Origin of the sequence: Streptomyces sp. NBC_01546, assembly GCF_045208355.1 — a bacterium.
GTDB lineage: Bacteria > Actinomycetota > Actinomycetes > Streptomycetales > Streptomycetaceae > Streptomyces.
This window is the reverse complement of the sequence record NZ_CP109379.1, coordinates 4,842,656-4,856,360: the sequence shown is the minus strand read 5'-3', so window position 1 is coordinate 4,856,360 and position 13,705 is coordinate 4,842,656. Positions and strand designations below refer to the sequence as shown.

Below are 13,705 nucleotides of genomic sequence, written 5' to 3'. Positions count from 1 at the left end.
ATGACATGAAGAGACTTCACGTCGACAGACCCCTTACACTGATCCGCATGGAGGACGAGGTCGACCGACTTGTAGCGGCATGGCGGCGGGAACGCCCTGACCTCGACGTGGAACCGCTCGAGGTGCTCAGCCGCGTCAGCAGGCTCGCCCGTCACCTCGACCGCGCTCGCCGGCTCGCCTTTTCCGAGCACGGCCTGGAGCCGTGGGAGTTCGACGTCCTCACGTCCCTGCGCCGCGCCGGCGCGCCCTATCAGCTCTCGCCCGGCCAGCTGCTGACCCAAACCCTCGTCACCTCCGGGACCATGACCAACCGGATCGACCGGCTCGCCAAGAAGGGCCTCGTCGAACGGCTGCCCGACCCCAGCGACCGCCGCGGAGTCCTGGTGCGGCTGACCCCCGAGGGCCGCGACCGCGCCGACCAGGCCCTCGCCGGGCTGCTGGCCCAGGAGCGGGCGATCCTGGCCCAGCTCTCGCGCATCCAGCGCGGCGATCTCGCCGCGCTGCTACGCCAGTTGACCGCTCCGTTCGACAACGTCCCCGGCTAGGTCGGCCGGTCGTACGCCGGCCCGCCGGGCCAGGGCCACCGCCGCGAGGGTGGAGTGCACCCCGAGCTTGCCCAGCACGTTCTGCATGTGGGTGCGGACGGTGTGCGGGGACAGGAACAGCCGCGCCGCCACGTCCTTGCGGCCCAGCCCCGCCACCATGCAGCGCAGCACCTCGTGTTCGCGCGGGGTGAGCGACTCGACGAGCCGTTCGCTGTCCGTACGGTGCTTTCGCGCGGCGGTCAGCTCACGGAGCACCCCGGTGAGCAGTGCGGGCGGCAGGTGCGTCTCCTCGCGCAGGACCCCCCGGATGACGGCCAGCAGCCGCGAGAGCGAGCAGTCCTTCGCCACCCAGCCGGACGCCCCTGCCTGCAGGGCGTGGGCTGCCCGCCGGGGGTCGTCCCGCTCGGCGAGCACGACCGTGCGCACCCCGGGGTGGGACACGCGCACCCCCGCGACCAGTGCGATCCCGTCGGAGGCGGGCGGTGGGCCGGACGCGGACCCCGGCTCCCGCTGGCCGGGCACGCCCCCGGCGACGGCGCCGAGATCGGCGTCGACCAGCATGACGTCGAAGCGGCGGCCCTCGGCCACCGCGCGTTCGAGGCAGCGCAGTGCTGCGGGGCCACTGCCGGCCGCGGACACGTCCACGTCCGGCTCGGCCGCCAGTGCGGCGGCGAGCGATTCGGCGAAGATGCGGTGATCGTCGACCACGAGAACCCGGATACGAACCACAAAACCCCCAAGGGTCGGGGAACGGACGACGGCGGGTACGGCGCCCGGACCGGGTGATCCGCAGCTGCCGCGGCCGCCGCCGTGACATCTCTGCACTACCCCGGACCGGACGCCGTACCCGACTTGTCTCGACCCCTGAATCAACACCGGCCCCCACCGGTGTCACGCATCAGCGTAGGGCGCCGTGCCGCTCACGGTTGGCTGAATAGCAGAAGTTTTCCCGGGGATTTTCCGGCGCGGCCGTAGTGAATGGCCTTTATCGTGGCTTGATTTCGCCCGTACCGAAGGTTCGGTTGGCGGTTTCCTGACCGGCGCGTGCCACGGGCAGTTGCACGGTGTGCATTTCACCCGGCGTGTGCACGCTGGGCGCCCGCGCGCAGCGCCCGCGCACAGCGCACCGCGGACATGCGCGCGCCCCCCGCACCGGGCAGGTGCGGGGGGCGCGTGGGAAGGGCATGTTCCGGAGGTTCGGAAGGTTCAGGAGGTGTGCGTCCGCGCGAAGTTCCACGCGTCCGTGATGATGCCGGTGAGGTCCGATCGGCTCGGAGTCCAGCCGAGGCGCTCATGGGCCGTCCTGGCCGAGGCGACCAGCGCCGCCGGGTCGCCCGCCCGGCGCGGGGCGACGACCTCGGGGATCTCCCGTCCGGTGACCTTGCGGACCGTCTCGACGACCTCGCGGACCGAGAACCCGCTGCCGTTGCCCAGGTTGCAGATCAGGTGCTCCCCGGCGGCGGCCGCCTCCAGCGCGGCCAGGTGGGCCTCCGCCAGGTCCGCGACGTGGATGTAGTCGCGCACGCAGGTGCCGTCGGGGGTCGGGTAGTCCTCGCCGAACACCGAGATCGACTCGCGTTCGCCCAGGGCCACCTGGAGGACCAGCGGGATCAGGTGGGTCTCGGGGCTGTGCCGCTCGCCGAACTCCCCGTACGCACCCGCCACGTTGAAGTAGCGCAGGGACACCGCGGCCAGGCCGTGCGCCACGCACTCCCCCGCGATCATGTGGTCCACGGCCAGCTTCGATGCCCCGTACGGATTGGTGGGCGCGGTCACCGAGGCCTCGGTCAGCAGGCCCTCCGTCGGCTCCCCGTAGGTGGCGGCGGTGGAGGAGAAGACCAGCTTGTGCACGCCCGCCTCCCGCATGGCGGCCAGCAGGGCGAGCGTGCCGCCGACGTTGTTCTCCCAGTACTTGCCCGGGTTCACCACGGACTCGCCGACCTGCGAGGAGGCCGCGAAGTGCAGCACCGCGTCGTAGGAGGAGTCCAGGTGGCGGGCCGCGTCCTGGATCCGGCCCTCGATGAAGGTGGCACCCGCCGGCACCCCCACGCGGAAGCCGGTGCTGAGGTCGTCGAGGACGGTGACCTCGTGGCCCGCCTCCAGCAGGTGGGCGGCGACCACGCTGCCGACGTATCCGGCGCCACCGGTTACCAGGTATTTGTGCTTCGCCGTCTCGCTCACTCGCCTACTGCCTCTCGCGGGGGAGCACACGCGGGTGCGCGCGCGTGCTGGATCGTGCCGTCAAACTACCGTCTGGCCGGCCCCCGCCGGTGCCGCCCGGTCCAGCAGGCCGGTACGGGCGGCCAGCGCGGCCGCCTCCAGCCGCGAGCCCACGCCCAGCTTCATCAGCACCCGCTGCACATGTGTACGGGCGGTGCTCGGCGCGATGGCCATGCCCGCGGCGATCAGCCGGGTGTCCTCGCCCTCCGCGACCCGGACCAGCACCTCCACCTCGCGCGGGGTGAGCAGCCGCAGCAGCCGGCTGCCCTCGTCGTCGGGCTGGGCGGCGGGGTTGAGCAGCTCCGCGAAGGCGCTCTGCAGCAGCTGCGGGGCGATCGCCACCTCGCCCGCCCGGGCCTTGGCGAGTGCCCGCTCCACGCCCTCGATCCGCTCGTCGTGGCGTACGTATCCCGAGGCGCCCGCGGCGAAGGCGGCCGCGATCCCGCGCGGGCTGGGCACCGGGCCGAGGACGACGACGGCGATCTGCGGGCGCTCCCGCTTGATCCGGACGACGGGTTCGAACACCCCGGGCTCGGCGGGGACGGCGGTGCCGAGGAGGCAGACCTCCGGGGCGCGGCTGATGACCAGTTCGGCGGCTCCCGAGGCCGGGGCGGCAGCGGCGAGCACCCGGTGACCGCGCAGTTTCAGGGCCGAGGCGAGCGCCTCGGCCAGCAGCCGGTGCTCGTCGACCACCACGACCCGTACGCCCATTGCGGCACCCACCCCCGACCCTTCTGCCCCGGCAAGCTACACGCTTGTTCGACGGTGCGCGGGGGTTACCGCGCAGAAGCCCCCGGAAGGCGGACCTTCCGGGGGCTTCGTGGACGCGGGCGGACGGATCAGCTCGCGGTGAAGGAGCTGAAGATGAACTCCGGGTCGGACGTGGCGGAGTACGGCTTCTTGACCGTCACACGGGCGATGAAGAGCTTGCCGTTGTGGTAGCGGTACTCGTGGTGGCCGACCAAGTAGGCCGTCTCGATGCGCTGGGTCGTCTTGTCCGACGGGTTCTCCATCAGGACGGTTTCCTTCATCGTCTTGCCGTCGATGCTGACGATCTGGCCGCCCTTGTCGTAAGGGGGCTCCTTGTAGGCGATGATGTTCGACCCGTCCATGCGCAGCGGGAACAGCTTGTGCCGCTCGCCCGCGGGGGCGGCGTCGTTGGTCTGCTTGCCGGTCTCCAGGTCGAAGGAGAGCAGCTCGTTGGTCTTGCCGTACGGGTCCTGGCCCTGGTGCTCGTACGAGGGCAGGTAGAGCTTGCCGTTGCCGATGACCATGCCGGAGCACCGCTCGACCTCGGTCTCGCACTCACCGCCGAAGGTGCCGGAGGAGAGCGAGATGCGCGCCTTCAGCTGGCCCGCGGCGTCGACGACGAAGAGGTCGCTCACGCCGCTGGCGTTCTTGGCGGTCTTGCCGACGTCGGCGGCGACGATCAGCGGCTTGGTGGAGACGATGCTGGCGTATTCGATGCCCGCGGAGAGCTTGTACGAGGACTGCGGCGCGCCGGTGGCCGGGTCGAGGACCTGCGCGTACAGGCTCGGGTTGCCGCTCTTGCCGCACTTGCGCATGACGGCGAGGGCCTCGCCACCGGCGTAGCCGGCGTCGTAGCAGCCTTCGGCGTCCGTCTTGGGCAGCCACAGGGACTTGCCGTCGGTGAGGTTCCAGGCGGCGCCGCCCGAGGTGCCGCCCGCGGCGACCGTCTGCCCGCTGAGGGTGACCTCGTTGTATTGCACGGGCTTGTCGCCGCTGGTGGCGCTCTTGGCGTTGCCGGTCCAGAGGAGCTTGCCGGCTTCCAGGTCGATGACGCCGACCTCGGTGCACGGCGGGTACTTGACCTCCGGCGTGGCCTTCGTGGGCCGGAAGATCACCGCCGACTTCTTGTCGCTGACGTGCGGGGTGGCGCCGCAGATCTCACCGGGGAGCGGCACCTCCCACTTCTTGCCGCCGTCGACGAGGTTGTAGCCGACGATCTTGAACACATCGGACTTGACGTAGGTGGAGTCGGTCAGCCAGGACCCGGGGACCTGGACCATCTCCTCCGGCGTCGGGCTCGGCTGGTTGAGCAGCACCTTCGACTTGGTGTTGGCGGGCACCTTCTCGGTACCGCCCGCGCCCGCCTGGGCCTTGTCGTCGCCCGGCTTGGCGGGACCGCCGTCCGCGGTGTCCTTCTTGCCGTCACCGTCGCCGGAGACGTACCAGAAGCCGCCGCCGACGATCAGGACGATCGCCAGCAGGGCCGCGCCGACGATCATCAGCTGATTGCGCACGTCGTTGCCGCCGCCGCCCGAGCCGCCGGCCGGGGGCTGGGCGGTGTGCATCGGCGTGGTCGGCGGCCCGAAGGGCGGCGGCGTGCCGGGCTGCTGCGGGTAGCCGTAGCCCGCTCCGGGCTGCTGCGGGTACCCGTACGCGGGCTGCGCGGGCGGCTGCTGCGGCGGCGCCGGGGGCATGGACGGCGGGGGCGGGGCGAACCCGCCCGGGGCAGGATCCTGCGGCGCGCCGAAGCCGCCGGACGGCGGCTGGCTGGGGGGCGGCGGGGTACTCATGCGTTGCTACTGCCTCTCGCTGGGCGGCTCGGTGGCGGCTCGGTGGACGGGTTCACTTGCCGAAGACCATCAAGAACTTCTCGTCCTTGCCCTGGGCCTGCAGACGGATGGTGGAGATGAAGAACCGCCCGTCCACGTAGTCGACCTCCGGGGAGTAGAAGGTGCTCTCCACCTCCGCGGCCGGGCCGGACGGGTGGCGAAGGACCGCGGTGGGCGTGCCTCCGCCCGCCGGGACCGTGAGGACCTCGCCGCCCATTGAGTCCAACGCCCTCCGGTAGATGACCAGCTGGCCGTTCGCGGCCTTGAGCGGCACGATGGTGCGCTTGTCCCCTGCGGGAACACGCCACTTGGCCTTGCCCGTGCCCAGGTCGAAGGCGACGACCTCGTTGGCGGTGAGGAGGTCGGTCGTCGTGGGCATGTAGAGGGTGCCCGCGTCGACGACGGCGGTGGCGCAGCCCTGCAGCGAGTCGTCGTGGTTCATCCCGCACTCGGTCGAGAAGCTGCCCTCGCCGGTGACGGTGGCGCGCTGCTTGCCGTCGGGGCCGAGGACCACGATGGAGCGTTCCTTGGAGTTGTTCCTGTTGCCGAGGTCCAGGACGATCGGGTCGAGGGAGAAGACCCGGTTGACCTTCCAGCCCTTGGGGAGCCGGTAGGACCAGGTGCTCTTGCCGGTGGCCGGGTCGACGTCCTGGACCTCGACGGTGCTGTCGGCGTCGTGGCAGGTGGCGATCCCGAGGATCTTGCCGCTGCCCGCGGGGTAGGCGCCGGGCATGCAGCCCTCGGTCGGGCTGGCGAAGAGCTTGTCGCCGGTGCTGAGCTTGAAGGCGGTGGCGCGGGTGAGGCGGCTGACGGTGACGATGTCCCCGGTGATGGCCAGGCTGGGGTCGATGAAAAGGTCGAACGCGCCCTCCTTGGGAACCTCCTTCGACCAGCCCTCCTTGCCCGTCTTGAGGTCGATCAGCCGCATCTGGTTGCAGTTGGCGCTGGTCGACTCGCCGTCCCGGTACATGACGACGGTCTTGCCGTCGGCGGTGGTGTGGCGTGTGACGGCGCAGACCGCGGCGGGAAGGGACAGCGTCCACTTCTGCTTGCCGTCGGCGACCGCGTAGCCGGTGACGGCCTTGTCGACGACCTTGACGACGGCGTCGCCCACGACCCACTGGCCCTCGGAGTGCACTCCGGCGCCGGGGCCGTCGATCTTGACGGTCTTGAGCCAGAGGACCTTGTCCTCGCCCTGCTTGCGGCCGGAGTTGAGGTCGGCGTCGCCGCCGCCGTTGCCGCTGCCGTCTCCCTTGTCGATGGAAGGGGAGCCGGAGGGCTTGGCGTCGGGCGAGGTGGACTCCTGCGCGACGGGCGGCTTCGGGTCCTTGTCGTCGCCCCGGAAGAAGGCGAAGTACGTGCCGGCGCCCAGGACGAGGACGCCCGCGACCGCCGCGGCGATCAGCGCGGTCGCCTTCTTCTTCGGCGGCGTGCCGGGAGCGCCCGGCGGCATCGCGGGCGCGCCGGGGGGCGGCGGCGGGTAGTTGTACGCCGGCTGCTGCTGGACGGTCGGCGGCTGCTGGGCGTACGGGTTCGCGCCCTCCGGCGGGTAGCCGTAACCGGGCTGCGGCGGGCCGGGCAGGTGGCCGTAACCCGAAGGTGTCGGCGGCTGGTTCGGCGGCTGGGGCGGCTCGGTCATCAGCGCATACCTTCGGTGTCAGGGGTCGGGGAGGATGACCTTTCTATCACTCACGCAGGCCATACGCCGGGCCGGTCCACCCCCTGTACCCAAGGGCGGACCGGCCCGTGACGCCGTCGTTATCCGGCCAGTTGGCCTCGCGGGCCGCCGGAGGCTACGCCTCCTCGGCCAGCTCCAGCCAGCGCATCTCCAAGTCGTCGCGGTCCGCGAGGAGTTCCCGGAGCTCCGCGTCGAGCTTGGCCACCTTGTCGTAGTCGGTGGAGTTCTCGGCGATCTGGGCGTGCAGGCCGCTCTCGCGGTCGGAGAGCTTGTTCAGCTGCCGCTCGATCTTCTGGAGCTCCTTCTTCGCGGCGCGGGAGTCCCCCGAGGCGCTGGACTTCGCCGCGGCGGCGGCGGCCGGGACGGGCGCCGGGGCGGCCGCCTCGATCATCCGCTGACGGCGCTCCAGGTACTCGTCCAGGCCGCGCGGCAGCATCCGCAGGCTCGCGTCGCCGAGCAGCGCCATCACGGTGTCGGTGGTGCGCTCGATGAAGAACCGGTCGTGGGAGATCACGATCATCGAGCCGGGCCAGCCGTCGAGGAGGTCCTCCAGCTGGGTCAGGGTCTCGATGTCGAGGTCGTTGGTGGGCTCGTCGAGGAACAGGACGTTGGGCTCGTCCATCAGCAGGCGCAGGATCTGGAGCCGGCGCCGCTCACCGCCGGAGAGGTCGCCGACCGGCGTCCACTGCTTCTCCTTGGTGAAGCCGAACTGCTCGCACAGCTGGCCCGCCGTCATCTCGCGGCCCTGCCCGAGGTCGACGCGGTCGCGGACGCGCTGGACGGCCTCCAGGACGCGCAGGGACGGGTCGAGTTCGCCGACCTCCTGGGAGAGGTAGGCCAGCTTCACGGTCTTGCCGACGGTGACCTTGCCCGCGGCGGGCTGGGCCTCGCCCTGGGTACGGGCGGCCTCGGCCAGGGCGCGCAGCAGGGAGGTCTTGCCGGCACCGTTGACGCCGACGAGGCCGATGCGGTCGCCGGGGCCCAGGTGCCAGGTGAGGTGCTTGAGGAGGGTCTTGGGACCGGCCTGGACGGTCACGTCCTCCAGCTCGAACACGGTCTTGCCGAGGCGGGCGTTGGCGAAGCGCATCAGCTCGGACCGGTCGCGCGGCGGCGGCACGTCGGCGATCAGCTCGTTGGCGGCCTCGATGCGGTAGCGGGGCTTGGAGGTCCGGGCGGGGGCGCCGCGGCGCAGCCAGGCCAGCTCCTTGCGCATCAGGTTCTGCCGCTTGGACTCCTCGGTGGCGGCGATCCGTTCGCGCTCGGCGCGGGCGAAGACGTAGTCGCTGTAGCCGCCCTCGTACTCGTGCACGTCACCGCGCTGCACGTCCCACATGCGGGTGCAGACCTGGTCGAGGAACCAGCGGTCGTGGGTGACGCAGACGAGGGCGGAGCGGCGCTCCTGGAGGTGCCGGGCCAGCCAGGAGATGCCCTCGACGTCGAGGTGGTTGGTGGGCTCGTCGAGTACGAGGAGGTCCTGGTCGGCGATGAGCAGCTGGGCGAGCGCGATGCGGCGGCGCTCGCCGCCGGAGAGCGGGCCGATGACGGTGTCCAGGCCCTGCCCGAAGCCGGGCAGGTCGAGCCCGCCGAACAGGCCGGTCAGGACGTCGCGGATCTTGGCGTTGCCGGCCCACTCGTGGTCGGCCATGTCCCGGATGATCTCGTGGCGGATGGTGGCCGCGGGGTCGAGGGAGTCGTGCTGGGTGAGCACGCCCATGCGCAGGCCGCTGTTCTGGGTGACCCGGCCGGTGTCGGGTTCCTCCAGCTTGGCGAGCATGCGGATGAGGGTGGTCTTCCCGTCGCCGTTGCGGCCGACGACACCGATCCGGTCTCCCTCGGACACGCCGAGGGAGATGCCGTCGAGCAGGGTACGTGTGCCGTACACCTTACTGACTGCCTCGACATTGACCAGATTGACGGCCATCAGACGCGCTCCAGGGAAAGGGTGTGGATCAGCCCCTCAGCCTAACCCTCCGGGCCGGGCCCGACCGTTCCACGAGGAGCCAGCCGCCCAGTGCCATGCCGATCGCGGCCGGCGCGGTGACCGGCAGGGCGATCAGGGTGGCGCTGTGGCCGTCGAGCAGGCCCCCGAGACCGGTCATCGACAGGCCGAGGATGCCCAGCAGGCAGAGGGTGATGCCGAGGGCGGCGCGGGGGCCGCTGCCGGGGGCGGTGGCGCCGGCGCTCGCGGCCGGGGCCTCGAAGCGCCGGAAGAGGGCGACGAGTACGCCGGTCAGCGCGGCGGCGAGCAGGATCCGTACGGGAACCTCCGCCCACCAGGCCGCGGACGCGGGCTCGGGGAGGGGGACACCCAGCGCGAGCTGGACCCCGTACACGCCGAGCATGGCGGTGAGGTGCCAGAGGAAGGCCGTCATGGCGATCCCGTTGGCGGCGACCACGCCCCGCCAGACGCGGGGGCGGGCGAGCCAGGCGGTCGCGGGCCCGGCAAGGAGCTGGACCGCGCCGACGAGCCACATCCCGTGCGCGAGCAGCGCGAGGGTCGGCGGGGCCATGTTGGACACCTTCTCCCCCGGCATCCCGACCATGGACAGCGGGTACGGGCCGTACGCGACGAGCAGGACCGCCCCGGCGAGCCCGGCGGCGGCCAGGGCGGCGGGCCGGTGGATCCGGCCGTCGGCGCGCAGGAAGCCGAGCTGGTGGACGGCGAGCCAGACGAAGGCGAAGTTGAGGAACTCGACGTACGGGACCCCGAGCGCGAAGCGCAGTACGTCGACGGCGGCGGCCGCGGCGACCAGCGCCCCGAAGGCGGCCCAGCCGTGGCGCTCGTGCAGCTTCAGCAGCGGCGGGGTGAAGGCGACCATCGCGAGGTAGATCCCGATGAACCAGAGCGGCTGGGTCACCAGCCGCAGCGCGGCCCCGGTCAGCCCGCCCCCGCCCCGCCCGGCGAGCTGCACGGCGAGCGCGGCGGCGGCCCAGACGAGGACGAAGACGAGGGTCGGCCGCAGCAGCCGCCGCAGCCGGGCCCGCAGGAAGACGGCGTAGACGGGGGCGTCGGTGCGGCGGGCCAGGGAACGGTAGGACAGGGCGTGCGAGAACCCGCCGACGAAGAAGAAGACGGGCATGATCTGAAGCCCCCAGGTGAGCACCTGGAGCCCGGGCACGAGGGCGAGCAGGTTCCCCATGCCGTCACTGCTGACGGCGGCCATCAGCCAGTGCCCCAGCACGACGGTCCCGAGCGAGGCGACCCGCAACAGGTCGACGTACCGGTCCCGCGTGGCGGGCGTGGCGGTGGCCATGGCGCGTGCGCTGACTGTCATGGCCCTACGGTCGCCGCCGCGGGGCGTCTCCCGACAGGGTGCGGATACTCAACTCCCGCCTAGGTACCCGCTACTGGGGCTCCGCCCCAGACCCCGCGCCTCAAACGCCGGCGGGGCTGATTTGCCCTGCGGGCTGGATTACCCGCAGGGCAAATTCAGCCCCGCCGGCGTTTGAGGCGCGGGGGTCCGGGGGCTGGCCCCCGGCAACGGCGGCGCGGGGTCAGGACGGCAGGACAGTGGCGCCCGGGGCCGGGGACGAGGCCACGCGCGTGGCACGGCACGTGCCCGAGGCATCCAGCGCGGCAGCCACCTTGGCGGCGGCTTCCGCGTCCCGGACCAGGAAGGCCGTCGTGGGCCCGGACCCGGAGACCAGCGCGGCCAGCGCCCCGGCCCCGGTGCCCGCGTCCAGCGTCGCGGCCAGCTGCGGCCGCAGCGACAGGGCGGCCTCCTGGAGGCCATTGGCCAGGGTGGCGGCCAGCGCGTCCGGATCCCCCGAGGCCAGGGCCGCCAGCAGGGCCGGCGAGGCCTGCGGCTCCGGGATTCGCGTACCGGCGGTGAGCCGGTCGAACTCGCGGAACACCGCCGGGGTGGACAGACCCCCGTCGGCCACCGCGAACACCCAGTGGAACGCCCCCGCGTCCACCGGGGTCAGCAGCTCGCCCCGGCCCGTGCCGAGCGCGGCCCCGCCCACGAGGCTGAACGGCACGTCACTGCCCAGCTCCGCGCAGATGTCGAGCAGTTCGGCCCGCGGCGTGCCCAGGCCCCACAGGGTGTCGCAGGCCAGCAGGGCCGCCGCGCCGTCCGCGCTGCCGCCCGCCATGCCGCCCGCCACCGGGATGTTCTTCGCGATGTGCAGGTGGACCGCGGGGTCGATGCCGGCCCGGGCCGCCAGGATCTCGGCGGCGCGCGCCGCGAGGTTGGTGCGGTCCAGGGGGACCTGGTCGGCGTCCGGGCCCGCGCAGGTCACGGTCAGCTCGCCGGCCACGGTCGCCGTGACCTCGTCGAACAGCGAGACGGCGAGGAAGACGTTCGCGAGGTCGTGGAAGCCGTCGGGGCGGGCCGCGCCCACCGCCAGTTGCACGTTGACCTTCGCGGGGACCCGTACGGTCACGGTCGTGCGCTCGCTCACAGCGCGGGCCTCTCCGCCGCGGGCTTGTGCTCGGCGATCGCGGCGAACTCCTCCACCGTCAGCGACTCCCCGCGCGCCTGCGGCGAGATCCCGGCGGCGACCAGCGCCGCCTCGGCTCCCGCCGCCGACCCGGCCCAGCCGGCCAGCGCCGCGCGCAGCGTCTTGCGGCGCTGTGCGAAGGCCGCGTCCACGACGGCGAAGACCTCGGCCTTCGTGGCGGTGGTCTTGATCGGCTCCGCGCGCCGCACCAGCGAGACGAGACCGGAGTCGACGTTCGGCGCGGGCCAGAAGACCTTGCGGCCGATGGACCCGGCGCGCTTGACGTGCGCGTACCAGTTGGCCTTGACGGAGGGCACCCCGTAGACCTTGTTGCCGGGCTCGGCGGCGAGCCGGTCGGCCACCTCCGCCTGCACCATCACCAGGGTCCGCTCGATGCTCGGGAACCGGTCGAGCATGGTCAGCAGGACGGGCACGGCCACGTTGTACGGCAGGTTCGCCACGAGCGCGGTCGGCGCCGGGCCGGGCAGCTCGGTCACCAGCATCGCGTCGGAGTGGACCAGCGCGAAGCGGTCCTTGCGCCCGGGCATCCGGGCCTCGATGGTGGCGGGCAGCGCCGCCGCCAGGATGTCGTCGATCTCGACGGCAGTGACCCGGTCGGCGGCCTCCAGCAACGCGAGCGTCAGCGAGCCCAGGCCGGGGCCGACCTCGACGACCACGTCGTCCGGCCGCACCTCGGCGGTACGCACGATCCGGCGCACCGTGTTGGCGTCGATGACGAAGTTCTGGCCCTTCTGCTTGGTCGGGCGCACACCGAGTGCGGCGGCCAGCTCCCGGATGTCGGCCGGTCCGAGGAGGGCATCAGAAGGGGTCTCGTTGGGCTGCTGCTCTGCGGTGCTCACCGGATAAGCCTACGGCCGCAGTGCGGCCACGGACTCGCCCCCCGCTGCACGTAGAGCTTCTTCGCCCGGTACGTCTGTTCCCCGGCCGGGGCGTCCTGGGGGCGGCCGCTGCCGCCGAGGCTCTGCCAGGTGCGTACATCGAACTGGTAGAGGCCGCCGTACGTGCCCGAGGAGTCGGTGGCCGAGGGGCGGCCGCCCGATTCGCACTGGGCCAGGGCTCCCCAGTCGAGGCCGTCGGCGCCGGAGACGGAGGCCGGCAGCGGCTTCGTGCCGACCTTGACGAGCTGGGTCACGGGCTCGCGGACGGTCTCCTCCGCGATGCGGCGGGGCTTCTGGCGGACCCCGTTGACGGTGCGCAGGCTGTAGGTGACCCGGCGGGCTCCGGGCCGGCCGGCCCGCTCGACGACCTCGGTGCCGGCGAACAGGGTGGCGTCCTCGACCCGCTGCGTCTCGTACGGGACGCGCTCCTCGCGGACCTCGCGGGTGCCGGTGATGCGCAGCACGGTGATGGTCTGCCCGTCGCGCGGGAAGGCGATGGGGGGCACGGAGGTGGTGTCCTGGCCCTGCAGGGTGATGCCGGCCTGTTCGAGGGCCTCCTGGACGGTGGCGGCGTTGGTGCGGATGGTGCGTTCGCGGCCGTCGGCCATGAAGGTGACGCTGCGTTCGGTGCGGACGCTGAGGACCAGCCCCGCGCGCGGGACGGGGGCGGTGCGGGGCGCGGAGAGGTAGGCGCCCTCGGCGCGGATGCCGAACTGGCGGAGCGCGCCCTCGACGGTGCGGGCGGTGGTCCACACCTGGCGCTGCTGTCCGTCGAGGGTGAGGCGCAGGGGGCGGCCGTAGCGGACGACGACCTGTTCGCCGTCGTCGAGGGGTTCGCCGGGGGCGGGGGCGACGAGGTCGTGGGGGCCGACGTCGAGGCCTTCGGCGGCCAGCAGTTCGTCAACGTCGTCGGCGAAGGTGTGGAGGGTGCGCGGGACGCCGTCGACGGTGAGCCGTACCGACTTGTCGGCGGCGACGAAGGCGGTGGTGCCGCCCGCGAGGAAGGCGACGACCAGGGCTTGGGGCACGATCCGCCGCCAGGCGCCGGGCGGGGGTTCGGCGGGGGTGGTGCGGCGGCGTCTGCCGGTGCCGGGCCCCGGCGCCGGCCACGGCGCGGGTGCGGGTGCGGGCTCCGGCAGCAGGGCGACGGGGGCGGGGGCCCGGCGGCGCCCCGATCCGGCGGCTACGGGCACGGCGGTCACCGCCACGGGAGCCATGGGAGTCACGGATGCCAAGGAGGACACCGTCGGCGCCTCGGGGTCGGGCCATCCGGCCGGCTGCTGCCCGCTCTGGCGTGCGCGGCGGCGGCCCGCCCCGCGCGGGGCCGGCACCCCGGGCTCC

General features: G+C 72.8%; 11 protein-coding genes. 1 reads left to right on the top strand and 10 read right to left on the bottom strand.

What is annotated here, in order from left to right; all coding sequences use genetic code 11:
- Positions 1–47 precede the first annotated feature (47 nt).
- A complete protein-coding gene (locus OHA89_RS22300; RefSeq protein WP_215144726.1) occupies positions 48–545 on the top strand; it encodes a MarR family winged helix-turn-helix transcriptional regulator in 498 nt (165 codons plus the stop codon).
- On the opposite strand, the gene OHA89_RS22295 is transcribed toward OHA89_RS22300, so the two are convergent.
- The 10 genes from OHA89_RS22295 to OHA89_RS22250 all read right to left on the bottom strand — a co-directional run bounded on the left by OHA89_RS22295 (position 504) and on the right by OHA89_RS22250 (position 13,581).
- The gene (locus OHA89_RS22295; protein WP_215144724.1) at positions 504–1,274 is read right to left on the bottom strand and encodes a response regulator transcription factor; all 771 of its coding nucleotides are present in this window, start codon (positions 1,272–1,274) and stop codon (positions 504–506) included. The genes OHA89_RS22300 and OHA89_RS22295 overlap by 42 nt on opposite strands.
- Positions 1,275–1,751: 477 nt before the next feature.
- A complete protein-coding gene (gene galE, locus OHA89_RS22290; protein WP_257555968.1) occupies positions 1,752–2,726 on the bottom strand; it encodes a UDP-glucose 4-epimerase GalE in 975 nt (324 codons plus the stop codon).
- A gap of 60 nt (positions 2,727–2,786) precedes the next feature.
- Positions 2,787–3,476: a LuxR C-terminal-related transcriptional regulator gene (locus tag OHA89_RS22285; protein WP_215144766.1), complete on the bottom strand. Its 690-nt coding sequence runs from the start codon at positions 3,474–3,476 to the stop codon at positions 2,787–2,789.
- Positions 3,477–3,604: 128 nt separating this feature from the next.
- A complete protein-coding gene (locus OHA89_RS22280; RefSeq protein ID WP_266609477.1) occupies positions 3,605–5,305 on the bottom strand; it encodes a PQQ-binding-like beta-propeller repeat protein in 1,701 nt (566 codons plus the stop codon).
- A gap of 52 nt (positions 5,306–5,357) precedes the next feature.
- A complete protein-coding gene (locus OHA89_RS22275; RefSeq protein ID WP_266609476.1) occupies positions 5,358–6,983 on the bottom strand; it encodes a PQQ-binding-like beta-propeller repeat protein in 1,626 nt (541 codons plus the stop codon).
- A 154-nt stretch (positions 6,984–7,137) separates the two neighbouring features.
- Positions 7,138–8,943, bottom strand: coding sequence for an ABC-F family ATP-binding cassette domain-containing protein (locus tag OHA89_RS22270; RefSeq protein ID WP_266609475.1), 1,806 nt, complete (start codon positions 8,941–8,943; stop codon positions 7,138–7,140).
- A 28-nt stretch (positions 8,944–8,971) separates the two neighbouring features.
- Positions 8,972–10,297 carry an acyltransferase family protein gene (locus OHA89_RS22265; RefSeq protein ID WP_406366925.1) on the bottom strand — a complete coding sequence of 442 codons (1,326 nt, stop codon included), beginning with the start codon at positions 10,295–10,297 and terminating at the stop codon, positions 8,972–8,974.
- Positions 10,298–10,517: 220 nt separating this feature from the next.
- Positions 10,518–11,426 carry a 4-(cytidine 5'-diphospho)-2-C-methyl-D-erythritol kinase gene (locus OHA89_RS22260; protein WP_406366924.1) on the bottom strand — a complete coding sequence of 303 codons (909 nt, stop codon included), beginning with the start codon at positions 11,424–11,426 and terminating at the stop codon, positions 10,518–10,520.
- Positions 11,423–12,325: a 16S rRNA (adenine(1518)-N(6)/adenine(1519)-N(6))-dimethyltransferase RsmA gene (gene rsmA, locus OHA89_RS22255; protein WP_257555958.1), complete on the bottom strand. Its 903-nt coding sequence runs from the start codon at positions 12,323–12,325 to the stop codon at positions 11,423–11,425. Before rsmA ends, OHA89_RS22260 begins: the two co-directional genes overlap by 4 nt.
- Positions 12,322–13,581 carry a ubiquitin-like domain-containing protein gene (locus OHA89_RS22250; protein WP_406368555.1) on the bottom strand — a complete coding sequence of 420 codons (1,260 nt, stop codon included), beginning with the start codon at positions 13,579–13,581 and terminating at the stop codon, positions 12,322–12,324. The genes rsmA and OHA89_RS22250 overlap by 4 nt, the downstream gene beginning before the upstream one ends.
- Positions 13,582–13,705 lie beyond the last annotated feature (124 nt).

Coding starts and splice junctions, on each gene's coding strand:
- OHA89_RS22300 (WP_215144726.1), top strand. CDS start 48: ATGGAGGACGAGGTCGACCGACTTGTAGCGGCATGGCGGCGGGAACGC.
- OHA89_RS22285 (WP_215144766.1), bottom strand. CDS start 3,476: ATGGGCGTACGGGTCGTGGTGGTCGACGAGCACCGGCTGCTGGCCGAG.
- OHA89_RS22280 (WP_266609477.1), bottom strand. CDS start 5,305: ATGAGTACCCCGCCGCCCCCCAGCCAGCCGCCGTCCGGCGGCTTCGGC.
- OHA89_RS22275 (WP_266609476.1), bottom strand. CDS start 6,983: ATGACCGAGCCGCCCCAGCCGCCGAACCAGCCGCCGACACCTTCGGGT.
- OHA89_RS22270 (WP_266609475.1), bottom strand. CDS start 8,943: ATGGCCGTCAATCTGGTCAATGTCGAGGCAGTCAGTAAGGTGTACGGC.
- OHA89_RS22265 (WP_406366925.1), bottom strand. CDS start 10,297: ATGACAGTCAGCGCACGCGCCATGGCCACCGCCACGCCCGCCACGCGG.
- OHA89_RS22250 (WP_406368555.1), bottom strand. CDS start 13,581: ATGGCTCCCGTGGCGGTGACCGCCGTGCCCGTAGCCGCCGGATCGGGG.